At 66.4% G+C, this 18,660-nt stretch carries 16 protein-coding genes and 1 pseudogene; 11 read left to right on the top strand and 6 right to left on the bottom strand.

The features are described from left to right. Nucleotides 1-66: 66 nt before the first annotated feature. The gene (gene ypfJ, locus ACVMB0_RS17755; RefSeq protein ID WP_461347119.1) at nucleotides 67-1,002 is read right to left on the bottom strand and encodes a KPN_02809 family neutral zinc metallopeptidase; all 936 of its coding nucleotides are present in this window, start codon (nucleotides 1,000-1,002) and stop codon (nucleotides 67-69) included. Between the two features lie 382 nt (nucleotides 1,003-1,384). Here ypfJ and ACVMB0_RS17750 point away from each other — a divergent pair, with 382 nt between their 5' ends. After that, entirely contained in the window at nucleotides 1,385-2,518 is a 1,134-nt protein-coding gene (locus ACVMB0_RS17750) for a site-specific DNA-methyltransferase (protein ID WP_456749632.1), read from the top strand. 367 nt (nucleotides 2,519-2,885) lie between these two features. Further along, complete coding sequence (locus ACVMB0_RS17745) at nucleotides 2,886-3,572, top strand: glutathione S-transferase family protein (protein ID WP_456749633.1); 687 nt, start codon at nucleotides 2,886-2,888, stop codon at nucleotides 3,570-3,572. A 64-nt stretch (nucleotides 3,573-3,636) separates the two neighbouring features. Here ACVMB0_RS17745 and ACVMB0_RS17740 read toward each other — a convergent pair whose 3' ends face one another. Further along, nucleotides 3,637-3,840, bottom strand: coding sequence for a DUF1127 domain-containing protein (locus ACVMB0_RS17740; RefSeq protein ID WP_461349675.1), 204 nt, complete (start codon nucleotides 3,838-3,840; stop codon nucleotides 3,637-3,639). Next, nucleotides 3,818-4,261 carry a nuclear transport factor 2 family protein gene (locus ACVMB0_RS17735; protein ID WP_456749634.1) on the bottom strand — a complete coding sequence of 148 codons (444 nt, stop codon included), beginning with the start codon at nucleotides 4,259-4,261 and terminating at the stop codon, nucleotides 3,818-3,820. The genes ACVMB0_RS17740 and ACVMB0_RS17735 overlap by 23 nt, the downstream gene beginning before the upstream one ends. A 152-nt stretch (nucleotides 4,262-4,413) precedes the next feature. Here ACVMB0_RS17735 and ACVMB0_RS17730 point away from each other — a divergent pair, with 152 nt between their 5' ends. After that, the gene (locus tag ACVMB0_RS17730) at nucleotides 4,414-5,328 is read left to right on the top strand and encodes a LysR family transcriptional regulator (protein WP_456798757.1); all 915 of its coding nucleotides are present in this window, start codon (nucleotides 4,414-4,416) and stop codon (nucleotides 5,326-5,328) included. Between the two features lie 181 nt (nucleotides 5,329-5,509). On the opposite strand, the gene ACVMB0_RS17725 is transcribed toward ACVMB0_RS17730, so the two are convergent. Beyond that, nucleotides 5,510-6,130 carry a glutathione S-transferase family protein gene (locus tag ACVMB0_RS17725; protein ID WP_461347118.1) on the bottom strand — a complete coding sequence of 207 codons (621 nt, stop codon included), beginning with the start codon at nucleotides 6,128-6,130 and terminating at the stop codon, nucleotides 5,510-5,512. A gap of 179 nt (nucleotides 6,131-6,309) precedes the next feature. On the opposite strand from ACVMB0_RS17725, the gene ACVMB0_RS17720 reads away from it, so the two are divergent. Then, nucleotides 6,310-7,575 carry a flavin-dependent oxidoreductase gene (locus tag ACVMB0_RS17720; protein ID WP_461347117.1) on the top strand — a complete coding sequence of 422 codons (1,266 nt, stop codon included), beginning with the start codon at nucleotides 6,310-6,312 and terminating at the stop codon, nucleotides 7,573-7,575. Between the two features lie 137 nt (nucleotides 7,576-7,712). On the opposite strand, the gene ACVMB0_RS17715 is transcribed toward ACVMB0_RS17720, so the two are convergent. Together ACVMB0_RS17715 and mutY are read right to left on the bottom strand one after the other, a co-directional pair. Further along, nucleotides 7,713-8,132 (bottom strand): PaaI family thioesterase, encoded by a 420-nt coding sequence (locus ACVMB0_RS17715; RefSeq protein WP_461347116.1) that lies wholly within the window; start codon nucleotides 8,130-8,132, stop codon nucleotides 7,713-7,715. A gap of 71 nt (nucleotides 8,133-8,203) precedes the next feature. After that, nucleotides 8,204-9,316: an A/G-specific adenine glycosylase gene (gene mutY / locus ACVMB0_RS17710; protein WP_461347115.1), complete on the bottom strand. Its 1,113-nt coding sequence runs from the start codon at nucleotides 9,314-9,316 to the stop codon at nucleotides 8,204-8,206. A gap of 141 nt (nucleotides 9,317-9,457) precedes the next feature. Between mutY and ACVMB0_RS17705 the strand changes: the two are divergent. From ACVMB0_RS17705 to ACVMB0_RS17675, 7 genes and pseudogenes are all read left to right on the top strand, one after another. Further along, nucleotides 9,458-9,938, top strand: a pseudogene (locus ACVMB0_RS17705) (DUF721 domain-containing protein). A gap of 121 nt (nucleotides 9,939-10,059) precedes the next feature. Then, nucleotides 10,060-10,716 (top strand): DsbA family protein, encoded by a 657-nt coding sequence (locus tag ACVMB0_RS17700; protein ID WP_456749640.1) that lies wholly within the window; start codon nucleotides 10,060-10,062, stop codon nucleotides 10,714-10,716. Between the two features lie 347 nt (nucleotides 10,717-11,063). Beyond that, nucleotides 11,064-14,528 carry a chromosome segregation protein SMC gene (gene smc, locus ACVMB0_RS17695; protein ID WP_461347114.1) on the top strand — a complete coding sequence of 1,155 codons (3,465 nt, stop codon included), beginning with the start codon at nucleotides 11,064-11,066 and terminating at the stop codon, nucleotides 14,526-14,528. Nucleotides 14,529-14,657: 129 nt separating this feature from the next. Beyond that, nucleotides 14,658-15,665 carry a small ribosomal subunit Rsm22 family protein gene (locus ACVMB0_RS17690; RefSeq protein WP_461347113.1) on the top strand — a complete coding sequence of 336 codons (1,008 nt, stop codon included), beginning with the start codon at nucleotides 14,658-14,660 and terminating at the stop codon, nucleotides 15,663-15,665. A gap of 207 nt (nucleotides 15,666-15,872) precedes the next feature. Further along, nucleotides 15,873-16,433, top strand: a complete 561-nt coding sequence (locus ACVMB0_RS17685) for a LemA family protein (RefSeq protein WP_092124555.1) — start codon at nucleotides 15,873-15,875, stop codon at nucleotides 16,431-16,433. 34 nt (nucleotides 16,434-16,467) lie between these two features. Continuing rightward, a complete protein-coding gene (locus tag ACVMB0_RS17680; RefSeq protein WP_461347112.1) occupies nucleotides 16,468-17,709 on the top strand; it encodes a M48 family metallopeptidase in 1,242 nt (413 codons plus the stop codon). Nucleotides 17,710-17,873: 164 nt separating this feature from the next. Then, entirely contained in the window at nucleotides 17,874-18,617 is a 744-nt protein-coding gene (locus ACVMB0_RS17675; protein ID WP_021076032.1) for a P-loop NTPase family protein, read from the top strand. Nucleotides 18,618-18,660: the final 43 nt, after the last annotated feature.

The raw sequence follows: 18,660 nt of genomic DNA, 5'->3' as shown, positions 1-18,660 counted from the left end.
AGCACCTCCGGATGACGCCATTGCTAGCGGAGCACCATTGCCCCTCGCCCCGCCGGCGATCGGCAGCTATCCACCGCCGAACGTGTTGCAGGCCTGCACGGTACCCTGCTGATAGCCGGTCATGAACCACTGCTTGCGCTGCGCGGCGGAGCCGTGGGTGAAGGAATCCGGCACCACCCTGCCCGTCGCCTGCCGCTGCAGCGTGTCGTCGCCGATCGCGTTCGCCGTGGTCAGCGCGGCGTCGATGTCGCCGGCCTCGAGGAAGCCCGGCCGCTTCTTCTCCTCGCGATTGACCCAGACGCCGGAGAGACAATCGGCCTGCAGCTCGACCTTGACCTGCAATGCGTTGGCTTCGGCCTTGCTGCCGGCCTGCTGCTGCAGCCGGTTCACGCGCGGGATGATGCCGAGCAGGTTCTGGATGTGATGGCCGGCCTCATGCGCGATGATATAGGCCGCGGTGAATTTGCAGGCGTTGCCGGAGCAGCCGCGGAAGCGGGTCTCGACCTCGCGGAAGAAGCCGGTGTCGAGGAAGATGGTCTTGTCCGGCGGGCAGTAGAACGGCCCCATCGCCGACTGCGCCATGCCGCAGCGGCCGCCATTGGTGGCGTTGCGGAACAGCACGATCTTCGGACCGGTGTAGCTCTGGCCCGAAGCCTGGAAGATCTCGCTCCAGCGATCGTCGATCTCACCCAGGATGCCTGATATCATGCTGCCCATCTCGTCGGTCGGGGCGCCACGCTTGACCTGGCCGCCCGACGCCTGCCGGTCGGTCTGATAGGTCGGCGCCTGGCCGCCGCCGGTGAGAATCTCGGCGCCGCCGATCAGAATGCGCGGATCGATGCCGAAGGCGTAGCCAAGCAGGCCGAGCACGATGACAGTGCCGATGCCGAGCCCGCCTCCGCCGCCCATCGGAATGCCGAAGCCGCCGCCACCTCCGCCTCCGCCGCTGTCGTCGCGACGGTCTTCGATGTCGTCGCTGCGGCGGAAATCATCATAGCGCATGGCGGTTTCCCTTCATTCCAGTCGGCGACCCAACGTGGGACACACCAACTTAAAATTTCCATTCTGTTAATCAATATCCTGCCCGGCAATAATTGCCTAGTCCGGAAGACGCGCATCGCTCGCGGTGCAACCGGCTGCGAATGAGGCCGAATCTACCGGCTGAATCGTGCCGGTTTGATGATCGGCAAAACTTTTCGCCGAACGCGCTGATGTTGCAGCACAACGCCGACGGCCGTGCGCCACGCCATTCAAAAGATGCTGCAATCTTTTGCATGAAGATTTCCAATTAAGTCGATTTTTACTTTGCCGGGTCAATGTGACGCCAGTCGGTTGTTTAGTCCCGCGTCGCCGACAGCGTCGCCTGAGTCAGAGTTCTTGAGTCATGGTAGTGTCGCGTCGCGGGGCGTCTGCAAGGGCGCCCCGCACTAAATTTGAGAGTGCCCCGTCGAGCCACATCGTCATTGGCGATTGCGTGGCCGAGTTGTCGAAGCTTCAGGCCGGCTCGGTCGACCTGGTGTTCGCGGATCCTCCCTACAATCTGCAGCTCAAGGGCGATCTCAAGCGTCCCGACGAATCGCATGTCGATGCCGTCAACGACGATTGGGACAAGTTCTCCTCGTTCGCCGCCTATGACGATTTCACCCGCGCCTGGCTTTTGGCCTGCCGCCGCGTGATGAAGCCGTCGGCCACGCTGTGGGTGATCGGCTCCTATCACAATATCTTCCGCGTCGGCGCCATCATGCAGGACCTCGGCTTCTGGCTCCTGAACGACATCGTGTGGCGCAAGTCCAATCCGATGCCGAACTTCCGCGGCCGCCGCTTCACCAACGCGCACGAGACCATGATCTGGGCCGCGCGCGACGAGAAGGCCAAGGGCTACACCTTCAATTATGAAGCGCTGAAGGCCTCCAATGAGGACGTCCAGGCGCGCTCCGACTGGCTGATCCCGCTGTGCACCGGCGAGGAGCGCCTGAAGGGCGATGACGGCAAGAAAGTGCATCCGACCCAGAAGCCCGAGCAACTACTTGCCCGCGTGCTGCTGTCGTCGTCGAAGGTGGGCGATCTCGTGATCGATCCGTTCAACGGCACCGGCACCACTGGCGCCGTCGCCAAGCGTCTCGGCCGCAACTATATCGGCTTCGAGCGCGACCGGACCTATGCCGCCGCCGCCGAAGCCCGCATCGCCGCGATCGAGCCGCTGCCGGAGGCGACGCTGGCGCCGTTCATGACCGCGCGCGAGGCGCCGCGCGTCGCCTTCTCCGAGCTGATCGAGCGCGGCATGATCGTACCCGGCGCCAGACTGGTCGACGCCAAGAAACGCCACGGCGCCCTGGTGCGCGCCGACGGCGCCATCATGCTCGGCGACAAGGTCGGCTCGATCCACCGCATCGGCGCGGTGGCGCAAGGCTCCGGCGCCTGCAACGGCTGGACCTTCTGGCACGTCGAGACCAAGAACGGCCTCAAGCTGATCGACGAACTGCGCGCCGAGATCCGCTCCGAGATGGCGGTGGGCTGAGATCTCTCCGTCATTGCGACCGCAGGATAGATCTAGCGGCGAACAGAAGGCGGAAGCGAGACCTGTCCGACGCTTCCGCCTCTCTCCCTGTCATTCCGGGGCGCGCGCAGCGCGAGTCCGGAATCCATTGCGCCGCAAGCTCCGCGGCCTAATGGATTCCGGGCTCGCCGCTTCGCGGCGCCCCGGAATGACAGATAGAGAGATGACGCCCCCTCTTGAACGCGGCCCGCTGACCAGCGCGCCACGCGACCCTGATTCACAAACTCGTCGCTTGCGCATCGCAGCGAAGTTTGCGCATGAGGGGCCGTGCGGCGTTCCCCCGCCGCGTCCCGATCCCGCCGGTCACAAGAATCAAGGGAGTCCCTTCATGATCAAATTCTATTTCAATGGCGCGCCGAACCCGACCAAGGTCGCCCTGTTCCTGGAAGAATCCGGCCTGCCGTTCGAGGCGATCCCGGTCGACACCCGCAAGGGCGAGCAGTTCGCGCCGGAATTCCTCAAGGTCAACCCGAACGGCAAGGTGCCGGCGATCGACGATGACGGCGTGCAGGTGTTCGACTCGAACGCCATCCTGCTCTACCTCGCCGAGGAGCACGGCAAGTTCCTGCCCGCCAACACCCCGGCCAACCGCGCCGCGACGCTGTCCTGGCTGATGTTCATCGCGACCGGGCTCGGCCCGTATTCGGGCCAGGCCGTGCATTTCAAGCATTTCGCGCCGAAGGACCTCGACTACGCCAACAACCGCTACCAGTACGAGGCGCATCGTCACTACAAGATCCTCGACGATCACCTGGCCAAATCGCGCTACATGGTCGGCGACAGCTACACCATCGTCGACATGGCGTTCTGGGGCTGGGCGCGGATGGCGACCTTCATCCTCGGCGAGGAAGGCTACGCCAAATACCCGAACGTCAAGCGGCTGGTCGACGAGATCTCGGCGCGGCCGGCGGCGGCGCGTGCGCTCGCGCTGAAGGACAAGCACACCTTCAAGGCCGAGATGGATGACGCGGCGCGCGACATCATGTTCGGTCACCTCAAGAACAAGGTGGCCTGACGCAGGTCGTCATTCCGGGGCACGCGCAACGCGCGTGAACCCGGAATCTTGACGAGAGTTCTTGTTACGGCGGCCAGTACGGCCTGCGCTTGTCGTCACTGCGACGATGGCAGATATCGGCACGGCAGACGCCGATATCCTGCAGTTCGCGCTCGCTCATGGTGGCGAGTTGCCGCCATGCGCGCCGGTTCTCACGCCACTGCCTGAACCAGGTCCACGCCGCTGCGAGTGCAACCGTTGGTGTTTCAACCCGCGGCGCGAACCTCAGCGGCCGGAAACGGACCGAGGGCCTTCTCAGTCAGCACCGAGTCGCAATATTCCCTCACCTCCTTGATCCTGCCGCCGTCGAAGCGGAACACCAGGCAATAATCGTTGTCGTAACGCTGACCTTCCTTGGTGAGGTTGTTGCCCTTGGCCTCGACCACGACGATGTCGCCGTCGGCGATGATGCGATGCGCGACGGTGCGGCCGCGCTCGACCAGCCTGGAGCGGACATGGCCGTGCAGATCGGTCATGATCGATGGCTTGCCGGTGAAAGTGCGCGACCAGGAATATTGCCCGGTCACGGTCCATGTCGCGTCGTCGGCAAGCGTTGCCATGAACAGCGATTTCTCGCGCACCGCGGGATCGGGGCTGCCCGCGATCACGAACATCTCCTGCACCAGTTTCTTGTTGTCGGCTGCGCTCATGGCGCGTCTCCTTTAGCGATGGGTTGGCTTTGACGTGCAGCGTTCCGCACGCGAAGCAGTGTCCGCTTCGCGTGAGATCGCCTTGCCTTCCAATCCTGCGGCGCAGCCAGCCATTCTTCCAATCGATAGGTGATATGATATATATTCACCTGATGAATTTGAATTCGCTTGACCTCAATCTGCTGGTCGCGCTCGACGCGCTGCTGCGCGACGGCAGCGTCAGCCGCGCCGCGCTGCGGCTCAACCTGTCGCAGCCGGCGACCAGCCATGCGCTGCAGCGGCTGCGCGACCTGATCGGCGATCCCTTGCTGGTGCGCAACGGCGCGCGGATGGAGCTGACGCCGCGGGCGCAGGCGCTGCGCTCGCCGCTGGCACAGGCGCTCGATCAGGTGCGCACGCTGTTCGTGGCGGACGATTTCGACGCCACCCGCAGCGAGCGGCATTTCCGCCTGATGATGCCCGACCTCGCGGTCGAGCTGTTGATGCCGCCGCTGATGGAGAAGGTGACGCGGCTCGCGCCTCACGTCACCATCGACGTGGTGCCGTGGCGGAGCTCCACGATCTTCACGCCGGACTTCGCCCGCACCATCGATCTCGTGATCTCGATCGGCAATTCCTTCAAGGGCTTTCACCGCCAGCGGCTCTACACCGACATCGACGCGCTCGCGGTGCGGCGCGGCCACCCCGCCGGGGCGAAGCTGCGGAAGCGCGAGGCGTTCCTCGCCGCGCGCCATGTCGCCGTGATCATCCGCGGCCACAACGAGGATCTGATCGACACCTGGCTGCGCGCCAAGGGCATCGAACGGCGGATCGCGCTGGTGGTGCCGGGCTATATCGAGGCACTGCACGTCACCGCGCGCACCGACCTCGTCGCCTTCGTGCCGCGCCGGCTGATCGCGGCGCTGGCGAAGCAATTGTCGCTGATGATCGTGACCCCGCCGCTCGATCCCGGGATCGACGAGCAGCACATGTTCTATCCGACCCGGGCCCAGATGGATCCGGGCTCGATCTGGCTGCGCAGGCTGATGCTGGAGACGGGACGCGAGCTGGAGACAAGGAAGGCCTAGCCCGGGTCCATCCAACAGTCGTCCCTGCGAAAGCAGGGACCCATAACCACCGCCGCTAGTGATGAAGACGGCAGCGGCCCCAGCGTAGCACGACAATTGCGATTTGCGGTTATGGGTCCCGGCTCGCGCTTCGCTTGGCCGGGACGACATCGAACTTTTGCGACACCGAGTTTTTGGTGCCTTACGCCTTCACCTCCGCCAGCACCTTCTGCACCGCAGGGCGGCTCTCCATCGCCGCGCGATGCGCCTTCACCTTGGGCAGGGTCGCGATGTCGACGCCGTCGCCGTCGAGCCAGAGGGTGAGCGTGTAGAGATAGGCATCGCCCACGGTGTAGCTCTCGCCCATCACCCACGGTCCCTTGAGCATGTCGCGCTCGATCAGGTCGAAGCAGGCGCCCATGGTCTTCGGGACCATCGACTTCATGTCGGCGAATGACGTCTCCTGGGTCGCCCAGCGCGCGCCGCGCATCTTGTGGGCGTGGCAGACATGCACCGTCGAGCAGAGATAGGAATTGAAGGCCTGCAGCCTGGCGAACTCGAAGGCGTCGTCGAGCGGCGCGAGCTTCGCCTGCGGATGGGTCTGCGCGATGTAGGCCAGCATCGCCGGGGTTTCGGTCAGCACGCCGCGGTCGGTCACCAGCGACGGCACGCGGCCCTTCGGATTGATCTTGAGATATTCCGGGCTGTTCTGCTGGTTGACCTTGAAATCGAGCCGCTCGACCGTGTAGGGCGCACCGGCCTCAGCCAGCGCGATGTGGGAGGCGAGCGCACAGGTGCCGGGGGCGGTATAGAGCTTGAACATGTCGATGTCCTCTGCGGGCCTTGTCGGTCCGTTGCGAACCCGGCCCTCGCTTTTTATGAGATGCAGCGGACGTTAGCGGCAGCCCCCCTCGCCGTCCACCCCGCACCGTGCCGCGGACCGGACCTTGCCCGCGGCACCGCCGCCATGCGATGACCATGGCCAATCGAGAGGGGCTTTTCATGACGGTGCTCATTGCAGGTGGCGGAATTGGCGGGCTGACGCTGGCACTCAGCCTGCACCAGATCGGCGTGCCCTGCCGCGTGTTCGAAAGCGTGCCGGAGCTACGGCCGCTCGGGGTCGGCATCAACGTGCTGCCGCATGCGGTGCGCGAATTGATCGAACTCGGCCTGCACGACGTGCTCGACGCATCCGCCGTGCGGACCCGCGAGCTCGCCTATTTCTCCAAGCACGGCAAGCCGATCTGGAGCGAGCCGCGCGGGCTCGAAGCCGGCTACAAATGGCCGCAATTCTCGATCCATCGCGGCCGGCTGCAACAGCTGCTGCTCGATGCCGCGACCGAACGGCTGGGTGCTGCGAACATCCTGACCAGCCACCACCTCACCGGCTGGACCGAGACCGCGGACGGCGTCCGCGCCGAGTTCATCGACAAGGCGACCGGCAGGCCCGCCGGCAGCTATGACGGCGCGGTGCTGGTCGCGGCCGACGGCATCCATTCGGCGGTGCGCGAAAAACTCTATCCGCAGGAGGGGCCGCCGCTCTGGAACGGCCGCATCCTGTGGCGCGGCATCACGCGGGCGAACTCCTTCCTGACCGGCCGCACCATGATCATGGCCGGCCACGAGGTCCTGAAATTCGTCTGCTATCCGATCTCGAAAGAGGCCGGCCCGGACGGCAAGTTCGACATCAACTGGGTCGCCGAGCGGCACATGCCGCCGACCTATCAATGGCGTCGCGAGGACTATAACCGCACCGCCCGGCTCGACGAGTTCCTGCCGTGGTTCGAGAGCTGGAATTTCGACTGGCTCGACGTGCCCGGCCTGATCCGGAACTGTCCGCATGCCTATGAATATCCGCTGGTCGATCGCGACCCGATCCCGCAATGGACCTTCGGCCGCGTCACGCTGATCGGCGATGCCGCGCACCCGATGTACCCGATCGGTTCCAACGGCGCCTCGCAGGCGATCCTGGATGCGCGCACGCTGACGCGCGAGATCTTGGCGCATGGCCCGACGCAGGCGGCGCTGTCCGCCTATGAGGCCGAGCGGCGGCCGGCGACCACCGATCTCGTGATGCTGAACCGCCGCAACGGCCCGGAACAGGTGATGCAACTGGTCGAGGAGCGCGCGCCCAACGGCTTCGGCGTCGTCACCGAGGTGCTGTCGCAGCAGGAGCTGGAAGACATCGCCGCCAACTACAAGCGCGTCGCCGGCTTCCAGGTCGAGGGCCTGAACGCCAAGCCGCCGATCGTGCAGCGGGCGGGCTGACGCAACTCTCTACCCGATCCTGAGGAGCGCGTAGCGCGTCTCGAAGGATGCACGGCCACCAGTGGGGCCGTCGCCCCTTCGAGACGGCCGCGCTGCGGCCTCCTCAGGATGACGGGTTAGGTTGGGCGCAAGTGGGATCAGCGCAGCGCCCGCGACGCTTCAACGAGGCGGATGCTGCTGCTCGCCGTCGCGAGCAGCGCGCCATCTTCAGAGGCCAGCCGGCCCTCGACAAACGCGATGGTCTTGCCGAGCTGCGTCACGGTCGCTTCGCCGGTGATCGGCCCGGGCTTCGCGGGCGCGAGAAAGTTCACGGTCATCGTGATCGTCGTGGTGAACAGCCGGCCCTCGGTCATCACGAATGCCGCCGGGCCCATCGTGTCGTCGAGCATCGAAGACAGCATGCCGCCCTGGATGAAGCCGGCCGGATTGCAAAAATCCGGCTTGCCGTCGAACACGATCCTGATCCAACCCTGCTGCGGACGCGCATCGACCACGCGCCAGCCGAGCAGCTTGGCGACGGGCGGCATCGCGCTGCGGTCGAGGGCGGTTGCGATCATGGCGGCCTCCGTTGTTCCGTAGGTCGTAGCGGAGCGCTGCTGCCAGCATGGTGTCAGCAGGTCGTCATGTCCTAGAGATTGAGCCCGTGGGCGACCACCTTGCGCATCAAATTCGGAAACGCCTCGCCGTCGAGCGTCGCCACCGGCACCCAGCGCATGCCGTCCGGCGCGCGGGTCCGCGGCGCAACGCTGGCGGCATAGACGACGAGCTCGAGCGGGAAATGCGTGAACACGTGGGTCACGACGCCCGCCTTGCGGTGCCAGCGGGTGACGCCCTTGAGTTCCGGCGCCTGCGCCAGCGCGGCGGCATCCTCCTGCCCGGCAAGCCACTCCGATCCCGGCACCTCGGTCATGCCGCCGAGCAGGCCCTTGTCCGGGCGCGAGCGCACCAGGAGCTCGCCGCCGCGCGTCACCACGAAGGCGGCGCCGCGGCGCAAGGTGCCGCTCTTCTTCGGTGCCTTGCGCGGGAACGTCTCCTGATCGCCGCGGACGCGCGCCGCGCAATCGTCATTCAGCGGACACAATGCACAGGCCGGCTTCTTCGGCGTGCAGATGGTGGCGCCGAGGTCCATCAGCGCCTGCGCGCTGTCGCCGGCGCGAGAGGTCTCGTCGCCGGCGCGGGAGGGACCGAGCAAGGTCGCCGCCATCTCCTTGATCAGCGGCTTGGCCTGCGGCAGCGCCTCTTCGATGGCGTAGAGCCGGCTGACCACGCGCTCGATATTGCCGTCGACCGGCATGGTGCGGCGGTCGAAAGCGATCGCCGCGATCGCCGCCGCCGTGTACGGCCCGATGCCGGGCAGCCGGCGCAGGCCGTCCTCGGTGTCCGGAAAGGCCCCGCCGTGCTCGCTCAGCACCGCGACCGCGCAGGCGTGCAAATTGCGCGCCCGCGAATAATAGCCGAGCCCGGCCCACATCCTGAGCACATCGTCGAGCGAGGCGCGGCCGAGCGCGGTCACATCGGGCCAGCGCGACACGAATTTCTCGAAATAAGGCCCGACCGCCCGCACCGTGGTCTGCTGCAGCATGATCTCCGACAGCCACACGCGGTAGGGATCGGCGAGCTCCCCCGCCGCCGCGCGCCACGGCAGCTGCCGGCGGTGCCGGTCATACCAGGCCAGCAGCCGCGCCGGGCGGTCGGTTTCCTGGTCGGTCGATTTGGTTTTGGCGGCCGCGCGAGAGCTCATGGACGTATCTTAAGGCAAATCTCGCCACGTCATGCCCGGGCTTGACCCGGGCATCCACGTCTTTCTTTTGCGGGGACGAAAGCGCGGGCCACAATGATGAACGAGGTTTCAGCCGCGTCGCCGCCGCACTATAACCCTGCCATGTCCAAACCCGGCCCGATCAGCGCAAAAGCCCCTGTCGATCCTGCTCAGCGACGTCTTCAAGGACGCCTATGCCAAGCAGGGCTTTGCCGCGCGCGAACTGGTGACGCGCTGGGCCGAGATCGCGGGCGACCGGATCGCGCCCTATTGCGAGCCGATGAAGATCCAGTGGCCGCGGCCGGTGGAGGGGCAGCCGCAGGAGCCGGCCACCCTGGTGCTGCGGGTCGAGGGGCCGATGGCGCTGGAGATCCAGCATTCCTCCGACGTCATCCTGGAGCGGGTGAACCGCTTCTTCGGCTGGCACGCGGTCGGCCGCCTGACGATCCGCCAGGCCCCGCTGTCGCGCCGCAGCCGCCCGGCGCGGCCGCGCCCGCCCGACGCCAAAATCGTCGCCCGGGAGGCGGCAAACCTGGAAGCCGTCGAGGACGCCGATCTGCGCGCGGCGCTGGCCCGGCTGGGTGCCACGATCAAGCGAAATTGACGCTTTTCGTAGGGGCGGCCGCGAGACCGCGGCATTGCCACAATGGTGGTTTCAAGCTAGCGAAGGCTTCTTTTTCGGGACCCTTCATTCCGGCGTGCATGCGCCAATCCGGGAGCTGACCTTGATCATCACGCGCCGCGCTTTCACCACCGCTCTCTCGCTGACCGGGCTTGCCGCCCTCGCCGGGCTGTCGCCGCTGCGCCTGATCTCTGAGGCGTTCGCGCAGACCGCAGCCGAGGTCGCCAAGCCGCAGTCGCTGCCGGACATGGGCCTCGGCCCGCAGGACGCCAAGGTGACCATCGTCGAATACGCCTCGATGACCTGCCCGCACTGCGCCAATTTCAACGAGACCGTGTTCCCGAAGATCAAGTCGACCTACATCGACAGCGGCAAGGTCCGTTACGTGTTCCGTGAATTCCCGCTCGACATCAAGGCCGCCGCCGGCTCGATGCTGGCGCGCTGCATCGCCAAGGACGACGCGCCCAAATTCTTCGCCGTGATCGACCTCCTGTTCCGCCAGCAGAACGACTGGGTGGTCAAGAACACCACCGAGACGCTGACGCGGATCGGCAAGCAGGCCGGCCTCAGCCAGCAGCAGGTCGAGGACTGCCTGAAGGATCAGAAGCTGCTCGACAAGATCGCCGCCGACCAGAAGTACGCCAACGACGTGCTGAAGGTGAACTCGACACCGACCTTCTTCGTCAATGGCGAGATGCTGAAGGGCGAGACCTCGTTCGAGGAGTTCAGCAAGCACATCGATCCGCTGCTGAAGAGCTGATCGCGTGCGTCTTGAGCCGACGTCGTCGTGCCCGGCTTCCGATTCGCGGCACGATAATTGTGGATGATTTGCGATCGCGGCGTGCGACCGTCGCGTTATTTCGTTGTTGAAAACCCGATTCGCATGATGCGAATCCCCGAGGACATGCAGAGGCCATGAAACCCCTGCAAATCCCTCGTAAATCCCTTGGGAAAAGCTTGGTCAAGCGGTTGCCCTGACGCACAGGCATCGCCATTGTCGCCGCTCATGAGAGCTGCACGCAGCTATTCAACCCAGACACCGACATTGCCATCCATGGTATTGTCACGGCAGGGAGATTCGCGCCCGGCCAAACGAGATTTGTGTACATGAAGCTCACGCGCCTCCGCCTGCACGGTTTCAAGTCTTTCGTTGAACCCACCGATTTCATGATCGAGCCGGGCCTGACCGGCGTCGTCGGACCGAACGGCTGCGGCAAATCCAATCTCGTCGAAGCGCTGCGCTGGGCGATGGGCGAGACCTCGCACAAATCGCTGCGCGCCGCCGACATGGATGCGGTGATCTTCGCCGGATCCGGCAATCGCCCGGCGCGCAATCACGCCGAAGTCGTGATGACGATCGACAATTCCGATCGATCGGCGCCGGCCGCTGTCAACGACAGCCAGCTCTTGGAAATCTCCCGCCGCATCGAGCGCGAGGCCGGCTCGGTCTACCGCATCAATGGCCGCGATGTGCGCGCCCGCGACGTGCAGATCCTGTTCGCCGACGCCGCCACCGGCGCGCGTTCGCCGGCGCTGGTCCACCAGGGCAAGATCGGCGAAATCATCCAGGCCAAGCCGGAGCAGCGCCGCCGCGTGCTGGAAGACGCCGCCGGCGTCGCCGGCCTCCATGCCCGCCGCCATGAGGCGGAACTGCGGCTGAAGGCGGCCGAAACCAACCTCACCCGCGTCGAAGACGTGATCGGTCAGCTCACCGGCCAGATGGAAGGCCTGAAGAAGCAGGCGCGCCAGGCGATCCGCTACCGCGAGGTCGCGGCCAAGGTACGCAAGTCCGAGGCCATGCTGTTCCATCTGCGCTGGATCGAGGCCAATGCCGACGTCAACGACGCCGCGCACACCCATGATCTCGCCGTGCGCGAGATGGCGGAACGCACCCAGCATCAGGCGGAAGCCGCGCGCATCCAGGCGATCCGCGCCACCGAACTGCCCGCGCTGCGCGACGCCGAGGCGCGCGCCGCCGCCGGCCTGCAGCGTCTGACCAATGCGCGCGAGATGCTCGACCGCGAGGAGCAGCGCGCCAAGGAGCGCGTCGGCGAGCTCGATCGCCGCCTGACCCAGTTCGCCCAGGACATCGCGCGCGAGCAGCAGCAGACCTCGGACGCCGACATCGCATTGCAACGGCTCGACACCGAAGACGCCGAGCTGAAGGAAGAGATCAAGTCGCGGGTCGAGAAGCGGTCCGGCGTCGACGAGCGCGTCGCCGAGGCCGAGGAGATCCTGGCCGCGACCGAGCGCCAGTTCTCCGAGCTGACCACGCAGCTCGCCGACCTCACCGCCAAACGCAATCAGCTCGAAGCCGGCGTCCGCACCCATCGCGACCGCCTGGCCCGGCTCGACCAGGAGATCGCCAACGTCCAGGCCGAGGAATCCAAGCTCGCGCAGGAGACCGGCAATCTCGGCGACATCGATGCGCTCGCCGCCGCCATGGACATGGCACAGCAGACGCTGGCCGAATCCGAGGCCGCGGTGCAGGAGAGCGAGGCGCATCACGCCGCCGCGCGGCAGACGCTGGAATCCTCCCGCAATCCGCTGGTCGAAGCCGAGAAGCGCGTGCAGCGGCTGGAGACCGAAGCCCGCACCATCTCCAAGCTCGTCACCAGCGAGACCAAGAATCTGTGGCCGCCGATCATCGACGGCATCACGGTCGCGAAGGGCTATGAAAAGGCGATCGGCGCCGTGCTCGGCGACGACCTCGATGCGCCCGTGGATTCCTCCGCGCCGATGCGCTGGACCAATGTCGGCGAAACCGCAGGCGATCCGGCGCTGCCCGACGGTGTCGAGCGGCTGGCGGATCACGTCCAGGCGCCGCCGGAGCTGGCGCGCCGCCTGGCCCAGATCGGCGTGGTGGCCAAGGAGCGCGGCGCAGACCTGGTGTCGCAGCTGAAGACCGGCCAGCGGCTGGTGTCGCTCGAAGGCGATGTCTGGCGCTGGGACGGCTTTGTCGCCGACGCGCATGCTCCGACCGGCGCCGCGCGCCGGCTCGCCGAGCGCGCCCGCCTGGTCGATATCGAGCATGAGCTGGAACAGGCCCGCATCGATGCCGCCGCCAAGCGCCAGGCGCTGGAGACGGCCGAAGAAGCACTGCGCTCGGCGTCCGCCGCCGAGGGTGCCGCGCGCGAAGCCGTGCGCGCCGCCCGCCGCGAGGCCGACGCCGCGCGCGAGCGCCATGCCGCGACCGAGCGCGAGATCAACCGCCACTCGGCCCGCAAATCGGCATTGACCGAGGCGCACAGCCGTGTCGCCGCCGATCGCGCCGAGGCCGAAGCCGCGCATGAGAGCGCGGTCGCTGCGCTGTCCGAACTGCCGCCGGGCGTGGAGACCGAAGCCCAGCTCGCCGCGGTTCGCTCCGAGATCGACAACCAGCGCCGTGCCGCGGCGCAGGTCCGCGCCGAGGCGCAGGCGCTCGCCCGCGAGGCCGAGCTGGCCGACCGCCGCGTGCAGGCGATCCTCGCTGAGCGCAATGAGTGGCAGAACCGCAAGACCAGCGCCGCCTCGCAGGTCGGGACCATCGAGGCGCGCATCGCCGAGGTGTCGGCCGAGCGGGAGGAGCTGGCCAATGCGCCGGAAGTGTTCGCCGAGAAGCGCAGTGCGCTGATCTCGGAGATCGATCACGCCGAAGGCGATCGCCGCATCGCCGCCGACGCGCTGGCGACCGCGGAAGCCGCGATGGCGGAAACCGATCGCGTCGCCAAGGCCACGCTCGAAGCGCTGTCCTCGTCTCGTGAAGCCACTGCCCGCGCCGAAGAGCGGATGGAAGGCACCCGCCGCCGCCTCGCCGATATCGAGCGCGAGATCCATGACATGCTCGAGGTCGAGCCGAGCGCGGTTGTCGGCATGGCCGAGATCGAGCCCGGCGCGGAGCTGCCGCCGGTCGCGCAGGTCGAGGAAGAGCTTGAAAAGCTGCGCCGCGACCGCGAGCGGCTCGGCGCCGTCAATTTGCGCGCCGAGGAAGAGCTCAAGGAAGTCGAGACCCAGCACACCGCGCTGACCACCGAACGCGACGACCTCGTCGAGGCGATCAAGCGGCTGCGCCAGGGCATCCAGAGCCTCAACCGCGAAGCGCGCGAGCGCCTGCTGACCTCGTTCGAGACCGTCAACAACCACTTCAAGCGGCTGTTCACCGAGCTGTTCGGCGGCGGCGAAGCCGCGCTGCACCTGATCGAGAGCGACGATCCGCTCGAGGCCGGCCTCGAGATCATCGCCAAGCCGCCAGGCAAGAAGCCGCAGACGCTGTCGCTGCTGTCGGGCGGCGAGCAGGCGCTGACCGCGCTCTCGCTGATCTTCGCGGTGTTCCTCACCAACCCGTCGCCGATCTGCGTGCTGGACGAAGTCGACGCGCCGCTCGACGACCACAACGTCGAACGGTTCTGCACCCTGCTGCACGAAATGACCGGCTCGACCGACACCCGCTTCATCATCATCACGCACAATCCGATCACGATGGCGCGGATGAACCGGCTGTTCGGCGTCACCATGGCCGAGCGCGGCGTGTCGCAGCTGGTCTCGGTCGACCTGCAGGGCGCCGTCGATATCCTCGACCAGAACGTGGCGTAGGGTACCATGCCGTCATTCCGGGGCGGTGCGCAGCACCGAACCCGGAATCTCGAGACTCCCCGGTGCGCAATTGCGCACCTGAGGTTCGGCTTCGCCGCCCCGGAATGACGTGTCAAATGACGGCAAACCATGACGTCACCCGATCTTCCCGCCGAACTGCGCGCCGCGCTCAACGCAAAACTCGAAGGCCAGTCGCGCAGCGACGCCGCCGGCCGCGCCGCGGTGATCTCGCAGACCTACCGCGACGGCGGCGGCTCCTCGACGATCAGGACCGAGACCGACGCGCTGGCTTACGCGCTGGCGCGGATGCCGGCGACCTACGCCGCCGTGGTGGCGAGCCTCAATGCGCTGACCGAGATCAGGCCGGAATTCGCGCCGACGAGCCTGCTCGATGTCGGCGCCGGCCCGGGAACCGCGACCTGGGCAGCAGCTGAGACATTCACGTCGCTCAAGGGTTTCACCCTGCTCGACGCCAACGGCGCGTTGCGGACGCTGGCCGAGGGGCTATTTCGCGGCAGCGTTCGCCTGCACGACATCAGCTATCAACTCGGCCAGGCCCGCGCCTTGCTGGACAAGGCCGATGCCGTCGATCTCGTCGTCGCCAGCTACATGATCGGCGAGCTCGGCGACGCCGAGCGGACGGCGCTGGCCGATGCGCTGTGGTCAAAGACTCGCGACACGCTGCTGGTCGTCGAACCCGGCACGCCCGCGGGCTATGCGCGGATCATCGCGCTGCGCGCACGGTTGATCGCGGCCGGCGCGCATGTCACAGCCCCCTGCCCGCATGACGGCGGCTGTCCGCTGGTTGCGCCGGACTGGTGCCATTTCTCGCAGCGCCTGCAACGCTCGCGCGCGCATAGGCAGGTCAAGGGCGCCGACGCCCCGTTCGAGGACGAACGCTTCGCCTATGTCGCGCTAAGCCGCGCGCGCGTTGAGAACAGGCCGTCGCGCGTCCTGGCGCAGCCGGATGTCGGCAAGGTCGAGATTGCGGCCAAGCTCTGCACGCCCGAGGGCGTCGTCGTCACCAGGGTGCCGCGCCGCGCCAAGGCCGATTACGCCCACGCCCGCAGATGGCGCTGGGGCGATGCCGTCGAGACATCCCTTGCGGGTCGTCCGGGCGAAGGCCGGGACCCATAGCCACCGATCTCGATTGTGAAGCGACGCCGCTTGTGCCCTTTCCACGGGCCGGGGCGTATGGCCTCCTGGCCTTCGCCGGGACGACGTGTTGAACCCGTTCGCGTCCATCACCGACCAACGCTTTGCCCACCTTTTCGCGGCGGGCTGCCCTGCGCCCCGATCCTGGGCTACGGTGCCGCCGTCTCGTCCATCAGGAGTTGCCCTGTCATGTCGACCAGCTGGATCGTTATCGGCGTCATCGTCCTTCTCGTGCTGTTTGCATTCGGCGCCTACAACCGCCTCGTCGCGCTCGGTCAGCGGGTCAGCCAGGCCTTTGCCGACATCGACGTGCAGCTCAAGCAGCGCCACGATTTGATCCCGAACCTGGTCGAGACCGTGAAGGGCTATGCCGCGCACGAGCGCGGTACGCTCGACGACGTCATCAAGGCGCGCAATTCGGCGATCTCGGCGCAGGGTCCGGCCCAGGTCTCGGCGGCCGAGAACCAGCTCTCCGGCGCGCTCGGCCGGCTGATCGCGCTGTCGGAGGCCTATCCGGACCTCAAGGCCAACGCCAATTTCCAGCAGCTTGCCTCCGAGCTGTCCGATCTCGAGAACAAGATCGCTGCCAGCCGCCGCTTCTTCAACAACGCGGTCCAGGAATACAACACGGGCATCCAGCAGATGCCGGCTGCGCTGTTCGCCGGCATGTTCGGTTTCACCCGCAAGGATTTCTTCGACCTCGGCGCCAGCCGCACGGAGGTCGAGGCGGCACCGAGCGTGAAGTTCTGAGGCGCGACGCGCGCCGGCGAGAGGCTGCTCCGTCATGGCCGCCTATGGTCTCTACACGCATATCGCATCGAACAAGTTTCGTTCGATGTTGCTGCTCGCCGGCCTGTTCCTGCTGATCTACGTGCTGGTCTATGCCGGCGCGCTGGTTGCGGAGGTGGTGATCGATAGCGGCCGCACGGTCGACTACTACCTGGCGCGAGCCTCGCGCGACCTGATGTCGGCGTTCCCGTGGGCGACGATCGCGGCGGCGGCCTGGATCGTGATCGCCTATTTCTTCCACCAGAAGATGATCGACGCCGTCACCGGCGGCGAGAGCGTGACACGGCAGCAGCAGCCGCGGCTCTACAATCTCTTGGAAAATCTCTGCATCTCGCGCGGCATCCCGATGCCGAAGTTGAAGGTGATGGACAGCCCGGCGCTGAATGCGTTCGCGACCGGGCTGAACCCGCGGCAATACGCCGTCACGGTCACCACCGGGCTGTTGAAGGCACTGAACGATCAGGAGATCGAGGCCGTGCTCGGCCACGAGCTCACCCATATCAAGAACGGCGACGTGCAGCTGATGGTGATCGCGGTGATCATCGCCGGCGTAGTCGGCTTCTTCGGCGAGCTGTTCTTCCGCCTGTTCACAAACCTGTCGTGGAACTCGAGCGGCGGCGGAGGCGGCTGGTCGTCCTCGTCATCCTCCCGATCGTCATCATCCTCGGACCGCGACAGCAAGGGCTCGGGCGGCGGCGCGATCGTCGTGATCATCATCGCGGTCGCGTTGATCGTGCTGGCCTGGCTGCTGTCGCAGGTCGTCAAGCTCGCGCTGTCGCGGTCGCGCGAATTCCTCGCCGATGCCGGCTCGGTGGAGCTGACCAAGAACCCCGATGCGATGATCTCGGCGCTGCGCAAGATCGAGAACCGTGGCGAGCTACCGGACGCCACCTCGGCCGTGATGGAACTTTGCGTCGACAACCCGCGCGAGGGCTTTGCCGACCTGTTCGCCACCCATCCCTCGGTGAAGTCCCGGGTCGATGCCCTGGTCAAATATGCCGGCGGCCACGATCCCGGACCGCTGGCGCTGCCGGATGAGACGTCGGACGCGACGCAGGCACAGGACCAACCGTCGGCACCGGGCGGCCAGCCTCCGCCGGTGACCCATGGCCCGTGGGGCGACGTGCCGCCCGCGCAACCGAACGCCCCGCCGCCGCTGCCGGGCACAGGCCCCGCACAGGGACCATTCGAGCCGCTTCAGGGACCGCTTCAAGGACCTTGGGGCCGGCATCGCTGATTGCACGCTAGGCACCTCAGTCCATTAAGGAAATCCCCACCAAACCGATTGCGGACACCTTCAGGAATTGAATTCTCCCTCGTTTCTGCCATGTTCGCGCCCAAAGCAGTGTGGGGACTTGCCGATCGCCATCGCGGTCGGGAGCGCGCTTTCAAGGGATTTCCATGGCAAAGCCGGTTGTGATCGTGGTGGGCGCTGACAAGGGCGGGGTCGGCAAGACCACCGTCTCGCGGACGCTCCTGGACTATTTCAGTGCCAACAATGTGCAGACCCGGGCGTTCGACACCGAATCGCCGCGCGGCACGCTGAAGCGCTTCCACCCCGACATCACCGAGATCGTCGACATGACGACGACCGCGGACCAGATGAAGATCTTCGATACGCTGAACTCGGGGCCCGCGGTCACCGTGATCGACGTCCGCGCCGGCCTGCTGTCGCCCGCGCTGGCCTCGCTGCGCGACATCGGATTCCTCGACGCGGCACGCTCCGGCCAGATCACCTTCGCCGTGTTCCATATCCTCGGCCCGTCGATCGCCTCGCTGGACGAAATCGCCGAGACCGCCGGCTTCATGGGCGGCGCGAAGTACTTCCTGGTGAAGAACTTCATCAACGACACCCAGTTCTTCCAGTGGGACCAGGCGACCTACAATTCCTACTTCCACCGCATCAAGGATGCGACCGACCTCACGATCCCCAAGCTCAACGAAATGGCTTACGAGCAGGTCGAGGTCTCCTCGGTCCCGTTCCTGAAATTCGTCGCCAACAAGGGCATCAACGACGACGCCGCCAACTACTCCTTCGTGCTGCGCGGCTATGTCCGGCACTGGCTCGCCAATGTCTGGAGCGAGTACGACCGGATCAAGCTGACCGACCTGGTCGGCGCCAAGTCGGCCAAGGGCGAAAAATAGTCGCTGCCAGGGCAGCGAAAAGTCGCGCCCGGGGGCAACGAAA

The sequence above is a fragment of the Bradyrhizobium sp. USDA 4451 genome (assembly GCF_054822585.1).
This window is presented reverse-complemented; position numbering and strand designations above follow the sequence as displayed.